General features: G+C 65.0%; 18 protein-coding genes and 1 pseudogene. 6 read left to right on the top strand and 13 right to left on the bottom strand.

Going from position 1 to position 19,740, the window contains the following annotated elements; translation table 11 throughout:
* Positions 1-119: 119 nt before the first annotated feature.
* The 3 genes and pseudogenes from CEW83_RS08500 to CEW83_RS21745 all read left to right on the top strand — a co-directional run bounded on the left by CEW83_RS08500 (position 120) and on the right by CEW83_RS21745 (position 2,154).
* A complete protein-coding gene (locus tag CEW83_RS08500) occupies positions 120-647 on the top strand; it encodes a PAS domain-containing protein (RefSeq protein WP_234419030.1) in 528 nt (175 codons plus the stop codon).
* Positions 648-666: 19 nt separating this feature from the next.
* Positions 667-1,686 (top strand): annotated as a pseudogene (locus CEW83_RS21615) (methyl-accepting chemotaxis protein); the annotation flags it as partial.
* 114 nt (positions 1,687-1,800) lie between these two features.
* Positions 1,801-2,154: a CZB domain-containing protein gene (locus CEW83_RS21745; RefSeq protein WP_420094098.1), complete on the top strand. Its 354-nt coding sequence runs from the start codon at positions 1,801-1,803 to the stop codon at positions 2,152-2,154.
* A gap of 91 nt (positions 2,155-2,245) precedes the next feature.
* Here CEW83_RS21745 and guaD read toward each other — a convergent pair whose 3' ends face one another.
* The 6 genes from guaD to fliF form a co-directional block, all read right to left on the bottom strand.
* Positions 2,246-3,562 carry a guanine deaminase gene (gene guaD / locus CEW83_RS08490; RefSeq protein ID WP_108948954.1) on the bottom strand — a complete coding sequence of 439 codons (1,317 nt, stop codon included), beginning with the start codon at positions 3,560-3,562 and terminating at the stop codon, positions 2,246-2,248.
* A gap of 129 nt (positions 3,563-3,691) precedes the next feature.
* The gene (locus tag CEW83_RS08485) at positions 3,692-4,780 is read right to left on the bottom strand and encodes a BMP family ABC transporter substrate-binding protein (RefSeq protein WP_108948953.1); all 1,089 of its coding nucleotides are present in this window, start codon (positions 4,778-4,780) and stop codon (positions 3,692-3,694) included.
* Between the two features lie 63 nt (positions 4,781-4,843).
* Positions 4,844-6,244 carry a flagellar protein export ATPase FliI gene (gene fliI, locus CEW83_RS08480; protein ID WP_108951284.1) on the bottom strand — a complete coding sequence of 467 codons (1,401 nt, stop codon included), beginning with the start codon at positions 6,242-6,244 and terminating at the stop codon, positions 4,844-4,846.
* The gene (gene fliH, locus CEW83_RS08475; RefSeq protein ID WP_108948952.1) at positions 6,241-6,993 is read right to left on the bottom strand and encodes a flagellar assembly protein FliH; all 753 of its coding nucleotides are present in this window, start codon (positions 6,991-6,993) and stop codon (positions 6,241-6,243) included. The genes fliI and fliH overlap by 4 nt, the downstream gene beginning before the upstream one ends.
* 24 nt (positions 6,994-7,017) lie before the next feature.
* Complete coding sequence (gene fliG, locus CEW83_RS08470) at positions 7,018-8,019, bottom strand: flagellar motor switch protein FliG (RefSeq protein ID WP_108948951.1); 1,002 nt, start codon at positions 8,017-8,019, stop codon at positions 7,018-7,020.
* The gene (gene fliF / locus CEW83_RS08465; protein WP_108948950.1) at positions 8,016-9,695 is read right to left on the bottom strand and encodes a flagellar basal-body MS-ring/collar protein FliF; all 1,680 of its coding nucleotides are present in this window, start codon (positions 9,693-9,695) and stop codon (positions 8,016-8,018) included. Before fliF ends, fliG begins: the two co-directional genes overlap by 4 nt.
* A gap of 162 nt (positions 9,696-9,857) precedes the next feature.
* Here fliF and CEW83_RS08460 point away from each other — a divergent pair, with 162 nt between their 5' ends.
* The 3 genes from CEW83_RS08460 to fliE all read left to right on the top strand — a co-directional run bounded on the left by CEW83_RS08460 (position 9,858) and on the right by fliE (position 12,946).
* On the top strand, positions 9,858-11,030 hold the full coding sequence (locus tag CEW83_RS08460; RefSeq protein WP_108951283.1) for a sensor histidine kinase: 1,173 nt from the start codon (positions 9,858-9,860) through the stop codon (positions 11,028-11,030).
* Positions 11,027-12,493, top strand: a complete 1,467-nt coding sequence (locus CEW83_RS08455; protein ID WP_108948949.1) for a sigma-54-dependent transcriptional regulator — start codon at positions 11,027-11,029, stop codon at positions 12,491-12,493. The genes CEW83_RS08460 and CEW83_RS08455 overlap by 4 nt, the downstream gene beginning before the upstream one ends.
* Positions 12,494-12,625: 132 nt before the next feature.
* Positions 12,626-12,946, top strand: a complete 321-nt coding sequence (fliE, locus tag CEW83_RS08450) for a flagellar hook-basal body complex protein FliE (RefSeq protein WP_108948948.1) — start codon at positions 12,626-12,628, stop codon at positions 12,944-12,946.
* 157 nt (positions 12,947-13,103) lie between these two features.
* Here the strand turns inward: fliE and CEW83_RS08445 are convergent, their stop codons facing one another.
* From CEW83_RS08445 to CEW83_RS08415, 7 genes are all read right to left on the bottom strand, one after another.
* The gene (locus CEW83_RS08445) at positions 13,104-14,102 is read right to left on the bottom strand and encodes a galactitol-1-phosphate 5-dehydrogenase (protein WP_199915245.1); all 999 of its coding nucleotides are present in this window, start codon (positions 14,100-14,102) and stop codon (positions 13,104-13,106) included.
* Positions 14,103-14,119: 17 nt separating this feature from the next.
* Entirely contained in the window at positions 14,120-14,881 is a 762-nt protein-coding gene (locus tag CEW83_RS08440; protein ID WP_108948947.1) for an SDR family NAD(P)-dependent oxidoreductase, read from the bottom strand.
* Between the two features lies 1 nt (position 14,882).
* Entirely contained in the window at positions 14,883-16,193 is a 1,311-nt protein-coding gene (gene hisD, locus CEW83_RS08435; RefSeq protein ID WP_108948946.1) for a histidinol dehydrogenase, read from the bottom strand.
* A 120-nt stretch (positions 16,194-16,313) separates the two neighbouring features.
* A complete protein-coding gene (locus CEW83_RS08430) occupies positions 16,314-17,627 on the bottom strand; it encodes a TRAP transporter large permease (RefSeq protein ID WP_108948945.1) in 1,314 nt (437 codons plus the stop codon).
* 11 nt (positions 17,628-17,638) lie between these two features.
* Positions 17,639-18,193, bottom strand: coding sequence for a TRAP transporter small permease (locus CEW83_RS08425; RefSeq protein WP_108948944.1), 555 nt, complete (start codon positions 18,191-18,193; stop codon positions 17,639-17,641).
* A gap of 11 nt (positions 18,194-18,204) precedes the next feature.
* Positions 18,205-19,365, bottom strand: a complete 1,161-nt coding sequence (locus CEW83_RS08420) for a TRAP transporter substrate-binding protein (RefSeq protein WP_108948943.1) — start codon at positions 19,363-19,365, stop codon at positions 18,205-18,207.
* A complete protein-coding gene (locus CEW83_RS08415; RefSeq protein WP_108948942.1) occupies positions 19,362-19,640 on the bottom strand; it encodes a hypothetical protein in 279 nt (92 codons plus the stop codon). The genes CEW83_RS08420 and CEW83_RS08415 overlap by 4 nt, the downstream gene beginning before the upstream one ends.
* Between the last annotated feature and the right edge of the window lie 100 nt (positions 19,641-19,740).

Genomic DNA, 19,740 nt, shown 5'->3' with positions numbered 1-19,740 from the left:
GGCGGTGTTTTTCGCACCGCCGATTTTTTTTGTGAAGTTTTGCGCAGATCTGCCGATAAACTCTTCAAGGCATGTGTCCTGATGACGTCGGGCGGTGCTTTCGAGACAGGGAGAGCGCAGTGAAAAAGAAGATCGAACCGAACAGCCAGGAAGTGGTGCTGGGTTCGGGTGAAATGATCGTGAGCAAGACCGATCTCACCGGGCGTATTACCTATGCCAACCGCACCTTCATGCGGATAGCGAATTTCGCCGAGCGCGATCTGCTCGGCGTTCAGCACAACATCGTGCGCCATCCCGACATGCCGCGCGGGGTGTACCGCTTCATGTGGGAAACGCTCAAGAGTGGGCAGGAGTTCTTCGGACTGGTGAAGAACATGACCGCGGACGGCGCCTATTACTGGGTGTTTGCCAACGTGACGCCCGACCTCGATGCGAGCGGCCGCGCGATGGGCTATTTCTCGGTGCGGCGTCCGCCTCCGGCCGATGCCGTGCGGGCAGTGGTGCCCTTGTACGAGGCGATGCTGCGCGCCGAGCGCGAGGCGGGGGCCGCCAACGCGCCCGACGCGTCGATGGCGCTGCTGCACAAGACGATCGAGGATCTGAACACGACGTACGACAAGTTCGTGCTCGGGCTGTACAAAGGCTGAGCGCAGAGGGGACGGCAACATGGAACATGGTAATTCGCGGGCAGGTGTGAGCAAGCGCGCGCCTTTTCTCGATCGGCAATTCCTCATCTATTGCGTGGTGTTCGTTGGTCTGATCGCTGCGATGGCGGGCTGGCAGCTGTGGCTGAATGGACTCGATGGTCCGGTGATCGTAATACCGGTGTTGGCGATCGCGTTCAGTTTCTATGCGTGGCGGCATTTCCAGCGTCCGCTGGAAACGCTGCACTACATGCAGAAAGTCATTCTGGCCTGTCGCGACGGCGATCTTCACCAGCGCATCACGAATACGTCCGGTCTGGGCGAGGTGGGTCAGGTGGCGTGGGAGCTCAACGAGTTTCTCGATCTGGTCGAGACCTATTTCAAGGAAATCACCACCTGCTTCCGCATGGTGGGCGAGGGGCACTATTACCGCCGGGCGCTGGTGTATGGCCTGCCCGGCGAGTTCAAGAGCTCGCTCGAGCACATCAACGCGGCGATCCAGGGCATGGAAGAGAATGCCGCCTTCGTCGCGCAGCATCGGCTTGGGGCGCAGCTGCATGCACTCAATACGGTTAACCTGTTGCGCAACCTGAAGGGCAATCAGTCCGACCTGATCAAGGTGTCGACCGAGATGGACGGCGTCATGGGCATTGCCGAGGAGAACCGGCAGGGCGCAACCCGCAGCCACGAGGAAGTGAGCCGGATCGGTGCGGCGCTCGAAGGAATCAACGAGCGCATGCAGGCCATGACGACAGCGGCGGGCGAGCTGGGTGAGGCGAGCGTGACGATCCGCCGGGCGGTGAGCATCATCTCGGAGATTACCGACCAGACCAACCTGCTGGCGCTCAATGCCGCGATCGAGGCCGCGCGTGCGGGCGAAGTGGGACGCGGTTTCGCGGTGGTGGCCGACGAGGTGCGCAAGCTGGCAGAACGCACCAAGGCGGCAACGACCGAGATCAGCCACATTACCGAGGGCTTTCGCAGCCGGGTGGAGGCGATGGTCGAGCAGACCGCCGAGGTTGGCGAGCAGAGTGCATTGGTCAGCGGCAACGTGTCGACCTTCCGCGAGCGTTTCGCCGCGGTGGCGACATCGGCCGAGAAGACCATTTATCACCTCGACCGCGCCAAGGACTTCTCGTTTGCCTCGCTGGTCAAGATGGACCACATCATCTACATGCAGAATGCCTACGTGTCGATGGAGGCGAAGGGCGAGGGTGAAGAGGCCGACGCGATTCTCGTCGATCACCACCAGTGCCGCCTCGGAAAGTGGTACTACGACGGTTCGGGGAAGGCATTGTTCGGTGCGACACGCGCGTTTGCCGACCTGGAGAAGCCGCATGCGCGGGTCCACGGTTCGGTGCACGCCGCGCTCAAGGGAATCCAGTCCGACATGGCCAACGCAGACGAAACCCGCGAGGCCATCGTGGCGGCGATGGAGAGTGCCGAGGCAGGCAGCCACGACGTGATCCGCCTGATCAGCCGGATGGTGGAAGAAAAGCACGGCGTCTGAACGCGGGTGCAGCACAGGTGAAGACAGGCGCTCATGGCGCCTGTCTTCGTTTGGGTGATTGGCGTCGCTGCCGATGCGGCCCGTCACGGGCCTATGCCGTGCCGGCCTCGAAAGCGCACTCACCGAGGATGTGGGTTGCGGCCACGCAGCGGTCGTCACCGAGCATCATCAGCACGAACAGGCGTTCGGACAGGCTCGTTGTCGCGGCCATGCGACGGGCAAAGAGCGGTGTGGCCGCGGGGTCGATGACCACGAAATCGGCCTCCTTGCCGGATGCGAAATTGCCGATCCGGTCGTCGAGATAGAGGCTGCGGGCGCCGCCCAGGGTGGCGAGATAGAAGGCGCGCTCGGCTGACAGGCGCTGTCCGTTCAGCTGCAGCACCTTGTAGGCCTCGTTGAGCGTCTGCAGCATCGAGAAGCTGGTGCCGCCCCCGACGTCGGTGCCGATGCCGACGCGCACGCCGAGGGCGTGGGCGCGATCGAGATCGAACAGGCCGGAACCCAGGAACAGGTTCGAGGTGGGGCAGAAGCTCATCGCCGAGCCGGTGCTCGCCATGCGCTCACGGTCGGTTTCATCGAGCCAGATGCAGTGCGCGTATACGCTGCGCTCGCCGAGCTGGCCGTAGCGTTCGTACACATCGAGATAGCTGCGTGCTTCGGGATAGAGCTCGGCGACCCAGGCCACCTCGCCCCGGTTCTCGGCGACATGCGACTGCAGATAGACGCCGGGGTGCTCGGCAAAGAGGCGTCCCGCAAGCGCCATCTGTTCGCGGGTCGAGGTTGGTGCGAAACGCGGTGTGACGGCGTACAGCAGGCGGTCGCAGCCGTGCCATTTCTCGATCAGGGCCTTCGAGTCGGCGTAGCCGGTGTCGGCCGTGTCGGCGAGATAGTCCGGGCAGTTGCGGTCCATCAGCACCTTGCCGGCGATCATGCGCATGCTGCGCTGCCGGGCGGCTTCGAACAGGGCATCGACGGACGCGGGATGCACGGTGGCAAAGGCCAGAGCAGTGGTCGTGCCGTTCCTGAGCAGCTCGTCGCAGAAGAAGTCCGCCACCTCGCCGGCGTGCTCCGGATCGGAAAAGCGGGCCTCGGTGGGGAAGGTGTATTTCTCCAGCCACGCCAGCAGCTGCTCGCCATAGCTGGCGATGATGTCGGTCTGGGCGTAATGGATGTGGGTGTCGACGAAGCCGGGCAGAATCAGCTTGCCGCGGTAGTCGGTAGTGCGCGTATCGGCGGGCAGCTTTGCCAGCATGGCCTCGGCCGGACCGCTCTCGCTGATGAGCCCGTCGACGATGAGCATGACGCCGTCGGGCAGGTGGGTGAGCGCGGCGTCGCCGGCATCGGCCGGATCTGCGGTGAAGTGGATCAGCTCGCCGCGAACGGCGTGCACACGGCGGGTATCGGTCATTTTTCGCGGGAAATGAAAGCGTGAACGCGGACCTGCGGATGCGCAGTCGGGGCACAGCGGGCCTGCACGTGCGCAGGCCCGTACCAACCGCTTACAGGCGCAGCGGGCACCTGTAAGCGGAGGGAAGACTTACTTCGCGTTCGGCAGGCGCGAAGCCACGCCTTCGACGAAGAAGTCCATCTTGCCCAGGGCGACGTCGTCCATGACCGCGCCCTTGGCGAGGCGCTCCTTGCCGGCCTGATCGACGATCGGTCCGGTGAAGGGGTGGAAGCTGCCGGCCTTGAGCTTGCCTTCGATGCCGGTGACCAGGGTCTTCACGTCGGCGGGAATGGCCGGGTTGAGCGGTGCGAGGCTGACCATGCCTTCCTTGTAGCCGCCCCAGATGCTCTCGGGCTTCCACGTGCCGTCAGCGACAGCCTTGGCCGTGCGGGTGTAGAACTCACCCCAGTGGTGCGTGGTGGCGGTGAGGTGTGCCCTGGCGCCGTACTTAGACATGTCGGAGTGGTAGCCGAAGGCGTAGATGCCTTTCTCTTCGGCAGACTGCACGACGGCGGTGGAGTCGGTGTGGTGGGTCAGCATGTCCGCGCCCTGGCTGATCAGGGTCATGGCGGCTTCGCGCTCCTTGCCCGGGTCATACCATGCGTTGGTCCAGATCACCCGCACCTCAGCCTTGGGGTTGACGCTCTTCGCGCCAAGGGTGAAGGCGTTGATGCCTTGCAGGACCTCGGGGATGGGGAAGGCGGCGACGTAGCCGAGCACATTGGTCTTGCTCATCTTGCCGGCGATGACGCCGGTCACGTAGCGGCCTTCGTAGAAGCGGGCGTTGTAGTTGCCGAAGTTCTTGCCCATCTTGTAGCCGGTGGCGTGCATGAACGCCACATTGGGGAACTGCTTGGCCACGCGCTCGACGTAGTTCATGTAGCCGAAGCTGGTGGCGAACACCACCTTGTTGCCACTGGCGGCAAACTCACGGATCACGCGTTCGGCGTCGGCGCCTTCGGCGACGTTCTCAACGTACTTGGTTTGCACCTTGGCGCCCAGGGCCTTTTCCATTTCCTTGCGGCCTTCGTCGTGCTGGAAGGTCCAGCCCGCATCGCCGATCGGACTGACGTAGACGAAGCCGATCTTGGTGGGCTCCTCTGCAAGTGCGCCGAGAGGCAGGGTAGCGGCAACGGCGAGTGCAGCGGCTGAAAGCATGAAGTGGCGGCGTTGGGTCATGCAGGTTCTCCTTGCGGTCATTGGCAGACAGTACTGGCCTGAATCATAGCGCGTGCTGCGTGCTCAGTTTCCAGAGAAAAGCTGATTGAGCTTATTGACAGCGCCGATATAGTCCTCGCGCTCGTCGATGCGCTGTTGCAGGAAGGCTTCGAGGCTGGGGTAGGCCTTGACCGCGAGATCTAGCATCGGATCGCCCCCGGCCTGGTAGGCGCCGACGGCAATCAGGTCGCGGGAGCGCTGGTAGCGCGAGAACAGCTGCTTGAAACGACGCACTTTCTCGAAGTGGTCGTCGCCAACGATGCCGTGCATGGCGCGCGAAATGGATTGCTCGACGTCGATCGCAGGGTAGTGGCCCTGATCGGCGAGTGCGCGCGTGAGCACGATGTGGCCGTCCAGAATCGCGCGTGCCGAGTCGGCGATCGGGTCCTGCTGGTCGTCGCCTTCGGCCAGCACGGTGTAGAAGGCCGTGATCGAACCGCCGCCGTCGGGGCCGTTACCCGCGCGTTCGACCAAGGCCGGCAGGCGGGCGAAGACGGATGGCGGGTAGCCGCGGGTGACCGGAGGCTCGCCAATGGCCAGCGCAATCTCGCGCTGGGCCATGGCGTAACGGGTGAGCGAGTCCATGACCAGCAGCACCTGCTTGCCCTGGTCGCGAAAATACTCCGCGATGGTGGTGGCGTAGGCCGCGCCCTGCAGGCGCATCAGGGGGCTGGTATCGGCGGGGGCCGCGACCACCACCGAGCGTTCGAGACCAACCGCCCCGAGGCTGTGTTCGATGAACTCCTTCACCTCGCGACCGCGTTCGCCGATAAGGCCGACCACGATCACGTCGGCTTCGGTGTAGCGCGCCATCATGCCGATCAGCACCGACTTGCCGACGCCGGAGCCGGCGAACAGGCCCAGACGCTGGCCGCGGCCGATGGTGAGCAGGCTGTTGATGCAGCGAATGCCGACGTCGAGCGGGGCGCGAATCGGCGCACGGTTGAGCGGGTTGATCGGGCGCCCCTGGAGCGAACGGGTCTCTGCCGTGTGCAGGGGGCCGAGCGCGTCGAGCGGACGTCCCGCGCCATCGACTACACGCCCGAGCAGGGCGTCGCCCACGGGCAGGTGCTTGGCACGGTCGGAGGCACGGCGGCGCGGGCCGAGCGGCTTGCCGGCGAGCAGTCGCGGCTGGCTGGTTTCCATCGGCAGGACCTGGGCGCCGGGGGCGAGGCCGAACACGTCGTCGGTCGGCATCATGAACAGGCGGTCGCCGTTGAAGCCGACGACTTCGGCTTCGACATAGCCGCCGCCGGGCACCATCACCTTGCAGCCCGAGCCGAGCGGCAGCCGCAGCCCGGCGGCCTCCATCACCAGACCGTTGATGCGGGTCAGGCGGCCTGCGCTCTGGAAGGGGGTGACGCCCTCGACCAGCTGCTGGCCGTCCTGCAGGAAGATGCGCCAGGTTTCGCCGTGGCGCTTCATTCCGCCTCCGGCGGCGTCCATTCGGCCTCGTCCTTGCCCAGGCTCTCGAGCACGCGACGCCAGCGGGTGTCCATGGAGGCGTCGATCTGTGCGCCCGATGCTTCGACCCGGCAGCCGCCGCGGGCAATGCTGTCATCTTCGACAAGGCGGTGGCCGCCATGACTGAGCTGTTCGCCGAGGTGTTCGCGGGCGAGGGCGAGGTCTTCCGGATTCAGGCGGATCTGGGCGTGGGACTGGGGCAGTTGCTGGAGCGCGGCGCGAATGGTTTCGATGACGCTCTCGGGCTGGGCTGCGAGGGTGTGCTGGAGCACCTGGCGTGCAATCTCGATGGCGAGTGCGAGCAGTTCGTCTGCGACTTCCTCGTCGATTTTCGCCATGGCGGTGTCGAGTTCGTCGGCGAGCGCGGCCAGGCGTTCGGCTTCGGCTTCGGCCTGCGCCTTGCCTTCGGCGTAGCCCGCGTCATAGCCGTCCTTTTGGCCGGCGGCGCGGCCCTCGGCGAAGCCTTCAGTGTGTCCGGAGTTGCGCGCCTCTTCATGCATGCGCTCGATGTCGTCGGCGGTGGGGAGCTGGAAGCCTTCGGGCAGACCGGGTTCGAGCGCGGGTTCTGGCTCCGGCGCTGCGACCGGTTCCGGTTCCGCCTGCGGCTTCTCCGGCGCGGCCGGATCGGCAGCGGCCTTGGCGTCCGCATCGAATGCGGTCGGCTCCCAGCGGCGGTAGGCACCTACCGCCTGATGGCGCGAAATGCTCATGGCCGTGTGCTCGCGGTCGCCGCGTTAAACGAAACCATCGTCGCCGCCCTTGCTCGCCATCATGACCTGGCCTTCCTCTGCCAGGCGACGGACGATCTTGAGGATCTCCTTCTGCTCGGCCTCGACCTCGGACAGGCGCACCGGTCCCTTGGCTTCGAGGTCTTCGCGCATCATGTCGGCCGCGCGGCTCGACATGTTCTTGAAGATCTTCTCGCGCAGTTCGGGCGCCGCGCCCTTGAGCGCGATGATGAGGGAGTCGGACTGCACTTCGCGCAGGACGGTCTGGATGCCGCGGTCGTCGATGTCGAGCAGGTTCTCGAACACGAACATCTCGTCGAGAATCTTCTGCGCGAGGTCCGGGTCGTAGTCGCGCACGTTGTCGATGACCGCAGTCTCGGCACCGGAGCCGACGAAGTTGAGGATCTCCGCCGCGTGGCGAATCCCGCCCATCGCCGCTTTCTTTGACGTCGAGGCGCCGGCCAGCATGCGGCTGAGGGCCTCGTTGAGCTCCTTGAGCGCGGTCGGCTGGACGCCGTCGAGGGTGGCGATGCGCAGCATCACGTCGTTACGCAGGCGGTCGTTGAAATGCTTGACGATCTCGCCGGCCTGGTCGAACTCGAGGTGGACCAGGATGGTGGCGATGATCTGCGGGTGCTCGTTCTTGATCAGGTCGGCAGCCGTGGCCGCGTCCATCCACTTCAGGCTCTCGATGCCGGCGGTGTCCGAGCCCTGCAGCACGCGCGAGATGATGTGGGCCGCGCGTTCGTCGCCGAGCGCCTTGGTCAGCATCTCGCGGATCTGCGCTTCGTCGCCGTGGATTGGCGAGCCCTTGCCGAAGTGGGTGTCGAGCTCTTCCAGGATGGGGGCGACCTTGCTGCGCTCCTGCGCGGGCATGGTGGCCATCTTCATGCCCAGCTTCTGCACTTCGCGCGGGCCCAGATGCTTGAGGACCTCGGAGGCCTCGTTCGGGCCCAGGGTGAGCAGCAGCAGGGCAGCTTTTTCGGTTCCTTCTTCGGGTGTGGTCACTTGCGACCCTCCTCATTGACGCCCATCCATTCCTTGATGAGGTTGGCCACCATCTTCGGATCGGAGCGCGCCATTTCGCGCGCACGAGCAAGGCGGGCTTCGTAGCTGTCGCCGGTGGCCGCGCCGGAAAGGCTGACCGTGGCATCCTCTTCGCCTTCCTCGCCCTCGATGCCTTCGGCCTCTTCCTCCTCCTCACTCTTCTTCGGCGCGACGGTGCGCATCAGCGGGCGCACGACGGCGAAGTAGGCAAAGAGGATGGCGGCGATCACGACCAGGTACTTCAGGCCTTCCTTGCCGAGATCGAGCATCTCGGGGTCTTTCCACAGCGGCAGTTCGGGCTCGGCGGTGTCGGTGATCGCGAACGGGCTGCTCGCAACGTTGAGCGTATCGCCGCGTCCCTCGTTGTAGCCCATCGCTTCGCGGACGAGGTTGGTGATGCGGGCGATCTCCTCGTCGGTGGGCGGAACAACCTGCGGGTCACCGTTGGGCAGCGTGGTGTTGCGATGGTTCACCACCACCGCGACCGACAGGCGCTTGATCTGGCCGAGCGACTGCTTGACGTGCTGCACCGTGCGGTCGAGTTCGTAGTTGAGCACGGCGCTGCGGTTGCTGGTGCCGAGCTGCGTGCCGTTGGCGTTGGTCTGTCCGGCGACGGCAGGGGTAGTGATTGGCGCGGTGGCCGGGGCGGGGGGCTGGTTGGTGAGCGCGCCGGGCACGCCCTGCGCACCGGCGTCGCGGGAGAGCTGCTCGCTGGTCTGCTGGCTGCGGATGGCCTGGTCGGGCGAAGGGTTGGGCTTGTAGGTTTCCGCGGTCTGCTCGACCTGGTTGAAATCGACGTCGGCGGTGACCTGAGCGCGGAAGTTGCCCTTGCCCACGAGCGGTTCGACGATGGTCTCGATGCGGCGGATGAAGCTGGCTTCGACTTCGCGCACATACTCCAGTTGCGTCGGGTCGAGTCCGGCCTGACGCAGGGGGTCGGACTTCATGGTGAGCAGCTCGCCGTTCTGGTTGACGATGCTCACGCCGGATTCGCTCATACGCGGCACGCTGGACGACACCAGGTGCACGATGCCGGCGATCTGGGTAGCGTCGAGCACGCGCCCGGCGCGCAGTTTCACCATTACCGAGGCCGTGGGCTTCTGGTCGTCACGCAGGAAGGCGGTCTGCTTGGGCATGGCCAGGTGCACCCGTGCGCTCATGACCGAGGCAATCGACTGCACCGTGCGCGAGAGCTCACCTTCGAGCGCGCGCTGGTAATTGACCTGTTCATTGAACTGCGACACGCCGAGCTTCTGCGTATCCATCAGCTCGAAGCCCACCATGCCGCCCTTGGGCAGACCTTCGGCGGCAAGGCGCAGACGCACGTCGTGCACCTGATCTTGCGAAACCAGGATGGAGCGGCCATCGCTCGACATCCGATAAGGCACGTTCTGCTGCTGCAGGGCGGCGATGATCTGGCCGCCGTCGCGCTCTTCCAGGTTGGAGAACAGGACGCCGTAGTCCGGGCCGCGGTTCCACATCAGCACGCCGACGACCAGCGCGATGGCGAGTCCGAGCGCCACGGCTGCCGCCAGCTTCTGCTGCTGCGACAGGGCGTTGATGTTCTGCAGGATCTGCTGCAAGCGCGCGTTCATGGCGCTGGCAGGCGTCGCGGCAATCGTATCTGCTGTAGCCATTTTGGAATTCCCGATGCTGCCCTTTATGGATGGCAGCATTGTCTGCCCGCGCGGGCAAGCCTCTTCGATGAATAAGCGGCATTTTTTGCCGCCTGTTTGCCGGTTACCATACGCTTGTCAGCACTTAGAGTGCCAGTCGTGAAAATGGAGCATTCGCCGATGATGCCGACGACCGCCGATAACGCCCAACCGCCAGGGGAAGCCGCCCCGCCGCTGGATGCTGCCCAGCTGGCCGAGGCCTTTGCGCTCTTCAGTCGCGCGTCGGAAGAACTGTCGACCGCCTACAACGCCCTGCAGGGGCAGGTGGTGCAGCTGACCGAGCGCCTGACGGTGCTGATGGGCGCGTTGCCCGCGGGGGTGGTGGTGGTGAACCGTGCGGGCGAAGTGGTTCAGGTCAACCGTGCGGCGGAGGTTCAGTTCGGAACCAATCTCGTCGGCAAGGTCTGGGATGAGGTCTCCGGCGCGTTGCAGACCACCGAGACGCCGGGCGAGCTCACCATCGAGCGCCCAGAGGGCGCGCGGCGCCTGGCCATGTCGGAAACCGCGCTCGAGTCCGGCGAGGAGCGCATCCTGCTGCTGCACGATGTCACCGAAACCCACCGCATGCGCCTCGCCGCCGAGCGCAATGAACGCCTGGCGGCGATGGGCGAGATGGTGGCCGGGCTTGCCCACCAGTTGCGCACGCCGCTCGCGGCCGCGCTGCTATACACCGGCAACCTGCGCCAGCCCGAGCTCGGGCCGGTGGAGCGGGCCAAGGTGGCGGAGCGCGCCATCGAGCGCATGCGTTACCTGGAGCGCCTGATCCGCGACATGCTGCTGTTTGCGCGCGGTGACAGCCTCGGGCGCCAGGATTTCGGCGTCTGCGATCTCGCGGCCGAGCTCGCCCACACTCTCGAACCCTTGGCGCGGGCGCGGCAGATCGAGTTCTCCAGCGCCTGTGAATGCGGTGCACTGACCGTGCATGGCGACCGCAAGGCCGTGGGTGGCGCGCTGACGAATCTGCTGGAGAACGCAATCCAGGCAACCGAGCCGGGCGGCAAGGTGAGTTGCGAGGTGTTCGTCGACGACGGAGCGCAGGGCAGGGAGGTGCGTTTCGTGGTCAGCGACACCGGCCGCGGTATCCCGCCTGAAGTGCAGACCCGCCTGTTCGACCCCTTCTTTACCACCCGTGCCGAGGGCACCGGCCTTGGCCTGGCGATTGCCCGCGGCGTGGCACGCGGGCATGGCGGCGACATCGCGCTGAGCTCCACGCCCGGCACCGGCACAACCTTTACCCTGACCTTGCCCCTGGGCGCCACGAATGGCGCGACTGCGGACGGAGCACGCGCATCATGATCGAACATCTGAACATCCTTGTTGTCGAGGACGACGACGCACTGCGCGATGCAGTGTGTTTCACGCTTGAAATGGCGGGCCATGGCGTGACCGGCGTCGACGGCGGCCCGTCCGCGCTCGCCGAACTCGAGCGTCAGTCCTTCAACCTGGTGGTGTCAGACCTGCGCATGCAGCCCATGGACGGCCTGCAGCTGCTGGGCGAGATCCGCAACCGCCTGCCGCAGCTGCCGGTGCTGTTGATGACGGCCTATGGCGACGTGGACAAGGCGGTGGCAGCCATGCGCGGCGGCGCCTGCGATTTTCTGATGAAGCCGTTCGAGCCCGAGGTGCTGCTCGAGAACGTGCGCCGTTACGCCGCGGTGCAGCCCGAAGCCGACGACACCGTGGCCGAGGACCCGCACACCCGCAACCTGCTGGGGCTGGCCGCGCGTGTGGCCGAAACCGACGCCACGGTGCTGCTCACCGGCGAGTCCGGCACCGGCAAGGAAGTCTTTGCGCGCCATATCCACCACCACTCGCCACGCGCACGCGCGGCCTTTGTCGCCATCAACTGCGCCGCGATCCCGGAGAACCTGCTCGAAGCCACGCTGTTCGGCTACGAGAAGGGCGCATTCACCGGGGCGCAGAGCGCCCAGCCGGGCAAGTTCGAGCAGGCGCAGGGCGGTACCATCCTGCTCGACGAAATCTCGGAAATGCCGCTGGGCCTGCAGGCCAAGATGCTGCGCGTGCTGCAGGAGCGCGAAGTGGAGCGGGTGGGCGGCAAGAAGCCGATTCCGCTCGATATCCGCGTGCTCGCGACCAGCAACCGCGACATGCTCAAGGAGATCGCCGCCGGGCGCTTCCGCGAGGACTTGTACTACCGCCTGAACGTGTTCCCGCTCGGGATTCCGTCGCTGCGCGAACGGCCGGGCGACATCGTGCCGCTGGCGCGTCACTTCCTGCAGCGTCATGCCCAGCGCGCCGGGCGCCAGGCACGGTTTTCGCCTGAAGCCGAAAGCCTGCTGCTGCGCTATGGCTGGCCGGGTAACGTGCGCGAGCTCGAGAACACCGCGCACCGGGCGCTGATTCTGACCGCTGGCGACACCGTGAGTGCTGAGACCATCCGCCTGTGTCTGCCGCACTGGACGGGCGAGGCTGCCCCCACGGCCGCTGCGCCGGCGGTGTCACCGGCCGTTTCGGCCCCGCCTGCCGCCCCGACTGCTCCGGGATTCGTTGCCGGCTATGCGTCGTCACCGGCAATAAGCGGCAATCAGGCGGCAAGTTTTGCCGCTTCTGCCGCCCCGGGACCGTCCGAGGCTGCCGCCAAGCCGGCAAACATGAAGGATCTGGAGCGCGAGCACATTCTTGGAACGCTGCGTGAAATGGGTGGTTCGCGCAAGAAGACGGTGGAAAAACTCGGCATCTCGGAGCGCACCTTGCGCTACAAGCTGCAGCAGTACAGGGATGAGGGTCACGACGTGTGAGTGGATGCGATTTGCCGGTGGCCTGCTCCGCGCGGCGCTGACCCGGGACCGGAACGACACCGCGCGGGTGGTGGCATGAGGATTGCTCTGCTATGCTCAGAACCAAGGTAACCCGAACCCGGGGGAGTAATCATGGATACCCGCGGAATTGATCAGATGTTGTCCGAGCTGCGCTCGGTGTCTCAGACTGCCCAGAACAAACCTGTCGAGGGCGGTGAGGCTGCGGGCGGCGTCGATTTTGCCGACGTGCTGAATAGCGCGCTCAAAGACGTCAGCGCTGCGCAGAAGGAAGCGCGCTCGATGGCGCAGGACTTCAGCGCCGGCGATCCCAACGTGAACCTGCAGGACGTGATGGTGAACCTGCAGAAGGCCAGCCTCTCCTTCCAGCAGATGGTGCAGGTGCGCAACCGTCTCGTGACTGCCTACCAGGACATCATGAACATGCCGGTGTAAGCGGCACGTCTGAAGCATTCAAGGGCCTGTGACCGGAGTCGATCCGGACACAGGCCCTTGTTGCATGTGAGCCGCAAAACAGTTTGCCCGATCCTGCCGCTTTGATGGCGTGACAGGATCGGGCGAGTGCCGTGCGGCGGCGGGGCTGGCGCGACGGCTACGGGATCAGCACGATCTTTGCCGACGGGGTGCTGCCGTCGTGCAGGGCCTGAAACGCGGCCGCGCCCTCGGACAGTGGTTGTGTCGACACCCAGTCAAGTGGGCCGAGTGCGCCCGTGTACAGTGCCTGGGCGGCGGCTTTGAGGTCGGTCTGCGAGTAGGTGTAGACGCCAATGAAGGTGATTTCCGCCAGGGTCAGCTTGCGCACGTTGAAGTCGCCGTCACCCTGCAGCAGGCCGACGTGGACGATGACGCCGCCGGGGCGGATGCTTTCGATGGCGGTCTTGCGGGTGGCCACGGCGCCCACGGCGTCGAACACGAGGTCGTAGTGATTTTCGTCCGGTGTGCTTGCCGATGGATCGAAGACCTCGCCACAGTCGGCCTCGGTCGCGGTCTGGCGGCGCAGGGCGTTGGTATCGCCGATCAGGATGTCGCGGCAGCCGTAGTGCTTGAGCAGCAGCGCGATCAGCAGGCCGATCGAGCCCGCGCCGATCACCATCGCCCTGGCTTCGGCGAGGGGACGTTCGGACACGCGCATGGCCCTGTGGACCGCGTGCAGGGCGGTCGCTGTCGGCTCGGTGAGGGCGGCGGCCACCGGGTCCATGTCGTCGGGCAGCTCGATCAGTGACTGCTCGGGAATGGTCAGGTACTGAGCGAAGGCACCGGGGCGGGACATGCCGATCATGGTGCGGTTGGCGCACAGGTTCTGGCGCCCGCTGAGGCAGTATTCGCAATAGCCGCAGAACGCGATCGGATTCATCGTCACCCGCTTCCCGCGCAGGCGGCCGTGCTCGACGATGCCTGTGGCTTCGTGGCCGAGGATCATCGGCGGCACGCGACGGGCATCATGCCCATGGTAGGCGTGCATGTCGGAGCCGCAGATGCCGACCGCATCGATCTTCACCAGCGCCTCGCCCGGACCGGGAGAGGGGAAGTCCGCGTCGCGGTACTCGACTTCACGGGTGCCGGTATATACCAGCGCGCGCATGCTGTTCATTGTCTCTTCCTTGTTGTTCATTTTGCGGAGAAGCCGCCGTCGACGAACAGGGTCTGGCCGGTGACGTAGGCGGATGCATCCGATGCGAAGAAGATCGTGGGGCCGGCGATGTCTTCGAGTTCACCATTGCGCCCGATCATGGTCTGGCGGGCATTGGCCTCTGCGCGTGCGGGGTCGTTGAAGACCGCTGCGGTGAGCTCGGTGGGGAAGAAGCCGGGCGCGATTGCATTGACCGTGATGCCGTGGCGCGACCAGGCCTCGGCCATCGCGCGCGTCAGCTGCACGATGCCGCCCTTGCCCGCACCGTAAGGTGCGCTGTTGGGAAAGGCGCGCTGCGATTGCAGCGATGCGAGGTTGATGATGCGGCCCCGGCCTTTGGCGATCATGGCGGGCGCCATGGCCTTGGCGAGGAAGAAGGGCGCGGTGAGGTGGAGCGCGAGGTGCAGATTCCAGGCCTCGGGGCCGACTTCCTCGATGGGCTGGCGCAGATTGACGCCGGCGGCATTGATGAGGATGTCCGGCGCCCCAAAGGCTTCGGCAGCCTGTGCAGCGATGCTGCCAAGCGCGGCGGGGTCGGCAAGGTCGGCAACGACGAAGGCGGCACGTCCGCCGGCGCTGCGGATCTCACCGGCCGCATGCTCGAGTTCATCGCGGCGGCGCGCGATCAGCACCAGGTCGGCACCCGCGCCGGCCAGCGCCCGCGCCATGGCGCGGCCGAGGCCGGAGCTGCCGCCGGTGACGGCGGCAACGCGCCCGCTCAGATCGAAACGGGCGCTCATGTCACTGCATCCCGATGTCGAGCAGGAACTTCTCGCCCGGATAGTACTTGGCGAGGCGGACGTCACCGGTGCGCGCATGGCCTTCCATGCCTTCGCAACGCGACAGGCGTGCGGTTGCCGCGGCGACGCTGCGGGTGGCTTCCTGGGTCTGACGCTGATGGGTGACGATCTTGAGGAACTTCTGTGCGCTCAGGCCGCCGGTGTAACGCGCAGCACCCTTGGTCGGCAGGATGTGGTTGGTGCCCGAACACTTGTCGCCAAATGCCACCGTGGCTTCTTCGCCGACGAACAGCGAGCCATAGCTGCCAAGCGTGTCCTGCCACCAGTCGAGATCCTTGGCCTGCACTTCAAGGTGCTCGGAAGCGTAACGGTCGGAGACTTCGACGACTTCCTCACGGGTGTCGCACAGGATGACTTCGCCGTAATCGCGCCAGGCGATCGTGGCCGCATTGCGCTGAACTTCGGGCAGGCGCTCGATATGGCCCGGCACCAGCGCGATCACCTGGTCGGCGATGGCGCGCGAGGTGGTGAATAGCCAGGCCGGAGAGTCGGGGCCGTGCTCGGCCTGACCGACGAGGTCGGCGGCGAGGATGTCCGGATCGGCGGTTTCGTCGGCGATGATGCCGATCTCGGTGGGGCCGGCGAACATGTCGATACCGCAGCGGCCGAAGAGCTGACGCTTGGCTTCGGCAACGAACTTGTTGCCGGGGCCGACCAGGATGTCGGCGGGCTTGCCGGTGAAGAGGCCGTAGGCCATCGAGGCGATGCCCTGCACGCCGCCCATCTGCAGGATGGTGTCGGCGCCGGCCAGGTCCATCGCATAGAGAATGGCCGGGTGGATGCCGTCCTTGTCACGCGGCACCGAGCAGGCGATGACGTTCTTCACGCCGGCAACCTTGGCGGTGGCCACGCTCATGATGGCGGAAGCGATGTGGGCGTAGCGGCCGCCGGGCACGTAGCAGCCTGCGGTTTCCATCGGGATCAGTTTCTGGCCGGCGAAGAGGCCGGGGCTGAGCTCGACTTCGAACTCGCCGATCGAGTCGCGCTGGGCGCGGGCGAAGCTGCTGACGCGTGCGTAGGCAAACTGGATGTCGAGCTTGAGCTGCTCGGACACCTTGTCCTTGGCGGCTTCGATCTGGGCGCGGCTGACGATGATGTCGCCGTCCCAGTTGTCGAGCTTCTTGCAGTATTCGAGCGCGGCTTCCTCGCGGCGGGTTTCCATGTCGCGCAGCATCGTGGTGACGGTGTCGCGGGTCTGCTCTTCGCCGGTGGCGGAGGTCTTGCTGGCTTTCTTGATATAGGTGATGGTCATGATTTGTCTCCTCTGATCATATGAATGTAAGCGCTTACATTAAACCTGAAAAAAATATTCCGTCAAGCCCGTTTTTACCGGATGGCGGGCTTCCATCCGGCGCCTGAACGGGCACAGGCTTTAACCTGGAATGCCCCACATCGAAAGCTGTGGAATGAAGGCCACCAGCAACACCACCACCAGCATGCCGAGCACGTAGGGGATGGCATAGCGCGACATCGCCATCACCGAGCAGCCGGTGAGTCCCGACAGCACGAACAGGTTGAGTCCGAACGGTGGCGTGATGAAGCCGATGCCCAGGGTGGTGACCATGATGATCGAGAAGTGGATCTCGCTCATCCCGAGCGACTGCGCCAGCGGCAGCAGCAGGGGCGACATGATCAGGATGCTGGGTGTGGTTTCCATGAACAGGCCGGTGATCAGCAGCAGTCCGATCATCATCAGGATGATCATGGTCGGGTCGCTGGAGATCCCGCTGATGGTCTGCACGAAGGACTGCGGAATGTCGAGCACCGCCATGATCTGCGCCAGGGGCAGGGACACGGCAATGATGGGCACGATGATGCCGCACACCTTGGCCGAGCTTTCCAGCATCTTGGGGATGTCGGCAAAACTCAGGCGCTTCTGATGGAAGCCGATCAGCATCGTGATCGTGACCGCTGCAGCCGCGGATTCCGTCGGGGTGAATACGCCGGAATAGATGCCGCCCAGAATCACGCCCGGCACCCCCAGCGCCCAGCGTGCCGCCCAGACTGCCTGCAACCAGCGCCGGAACGAGAAGGAGGAGCGTCCCTGCTCGAAGCCATGCACACGGTTGAGGATGACGTTGGTCACCATCACCGAGAACATGATCATGATCCCGGGGATCAGCGCGGCCAGAAACAGCGTGGACACCGAGATGCCGAGCACGAGGCCGATGATGATGTAGGCGATCGAGGGCGGAATCAGGATGCCGGTACAGGCGCCCGAGGCCACCAGCGCGGCGGCCGCAGGCAGCGGGTAGCCACGCTCGACCAGTCGGTTGATGGTCATCCGTCCGACCGCTGCAGCGCCGGCGGCATCCGAACCCGAGATGCAGGCAAAGAAACCGCAGCCCAGGGTGGTCGAACAGCCCAGCCCGGTTCGCACTCCGCCGGCTGTGGCTTCCGCCAGGTCGAGGAGTTTGTCCGACAGCCCCGAGCGCACCAGCGCGTCACCGGTGAGAATGAACAGCGGCACGGCGATCAGTGCGAAGTGGTCGATCCCTTCGAACAGACCTTCGCCAACCATGCTGACGGGGATGACGCCGGTGGCGTACACCATTGCCAGCGTTCCCAGACCCAGCGATACCCAGATTGGCGTACCGATCAGGATGAGGACGCCGAGCAGGGCAAGTGCAGCGTAGAACTCGATGCCAAGTGTCATCGCCGCCTCTTGCATGAGCATGAAGTCCATTACGGCTCTCCTCAGTCGAACAGTTTGTGGCCCTCGAAGGGCGGTCGTCCGGCCTTCAGGTCCTTGATGTCGCGGCGCATCGATTGCAACACCCGCAGCACGATGCAGGAGAAGCCGAAGGGGACGGCAACCAGGAACCACGCCTGACTGACGCGCAAGCCTGGCGTCACCGAGCCGAACTTGATCGACGTGATCACCGGTTCGATCGACAGGTAGAGCGCGATCACTGCGAACACGAGGGTGAAGAAATCGCTCAGCAACCACGAGATCGCCCGACCGCGGGCCGGCAGTGCCTGCACCAGGGCGTCAATGCGGATGTGGGCGCGGTCGCGCACGGCAAATGCAGCCGCGATCCACGTCAGGTAAATGAAGGCGTAGCGCGCCACTTCTTCGCCCCACACGGACGAGTAGGACAGGCCGAAACGGCGCACCACGTCGATCGAGATGACGGAGATGATGCTTGCGTAGAAAAACAGCAGCAACCACCGTTCGCCGTTGCGGTCGACCCGTGCAAGCCAGCCCCGCGGGGCTGCTTGCACGCTGCTGGCGTGCTCGGTGGCGGTCATGACCGCGCTGCTCACGACACGTCCTGGACGTGGTAGCGGCCCTGGGTGTTGGCCGCCTCGAGGAGCTTGTCGAAATCGGCGAGCGAGCCCGCGAATTCGGCCTTCATTGCATCCCAGGCTGGCAGCTGGTGACCGCAACGCGCGACCCATTGCTTGATGTCATCGGCACTCGGCACATGGATCTTGACGCCGGCTTGTCGCAGTTGATCCATCGCATAGGCACGGGAGGCAGGCACACGCGCGAGGTTCTGGCGGAAGGTCACATCGGCGGCTTCGGTGATGCCGGCCTGGATGTCCTTCGGCAGTCCATTGAACCACTGCAGATTGCACGAATAGATCTGAGCATCGGGTACCGAGCGGATGGTCGAGATCGAGTGCAGCGTGTCGGCGAAGCCAAAGGTCAGCAGCGCCTGCAGGCTGGGGTCGAGTGCATCCGCCACGCCCTGTTTCATCGCCGAGCTGGTTTCGCCCCAGGCCACCGGTGTCGGGTTGGCGCCGGCGAGGCGGTAGAAGGTCTGCAGCACCTTCGAGGAAGGGACGCGGAACTTGATGCCGGCGATGTCGTCGGGCACCGACACCGGGCGGTCGCGCAAGCCCTTGCGGATTGCAACCGTACGCGGATCGATGCAGACATACATCAGCGGCTTGAAGCCGCGAGCCTCGACCGCAGGATGAACGCGGTTGCGCCATTCGGCGGACATGACCAGATTCACGAACTGCTGATTGTTGCCGCACCAGTAGGGGATGTTGATCAGATCGACAGCGGGTGCGAAGGGCGCGAAGTTGGAGATCGAGTGCATCGCAATGGGAACGGTGCCGTTCTGCACCTTGCTCACAAGCGCCCCGCCGACCCCGAGCTGGCCGCCCGGCGAGAGCTTGACGTAGACCTTGCCCGCGGTGAAGTTCTGGATGTTTTCCTTGAAGTCGAGCTGCATCATCGGGTAGCTGCGGCTTGCACCGAGGATGTACTCGGTTGCCATGATGACCTGGAACTTTGATTTGCTCTCCCGTTCGCGCTCCTCGTTCGCAACCTGAGCCATGGCGTCGTTCGAGAACATGGCGCCGGCACTGACGCCGGCGACGGCTGCGGTGAAGCCGAAGCGCCCGCTCATCTGGAAGAATCGGCGGCGTTCCATCTGTTGCGGTGCATTGTTCTGGATTTTTGTGTTCATTTCGTGTCTCCTTCGGTGGTGGTGTCCAGCGTGGGGGCATTGTTTGCCCGCCGTTGTTCTTCGAGCAGGCAGGCGCCGAGGCCAATGGCAAGGCCCAGTGCGAGCAGGATTGCGAGCAGGATTTCGGGGATCAGCGGGAGCTGGTCGAAACCGAAGCTCATGTGCAGCTTTCCGCTGACGATGGCGGCCCAGAATGCGATGAAGGTCGCGGCCGAAAGGCGGAACAGCAGACGGGTGTGCGGGGGTTGCCCCCCATGTGTGGACGGGTTCTGCACTGCATTGCCTCCTTCGTTATTGCGCCTGTAAGCGCTTACATTTTTGTGTAGTTAAATGCAGATTGGCAGCTTTGTCAAATAGAAATTTCCACGTCTATTC

Source organism: Parazoarcus communis (genome assembly GCF_003111645.1).
Taxonomy (GTDB): Bacteria; Pseudomonadota; Gammaproteobacteria; order Burkholderiales; family Rhodocyclaceae; genus Parazoarcus; species Parazoarcus communis_A.
This window is presented reverse-complemented; position numbering and strand designations above follow the sequence as displayed.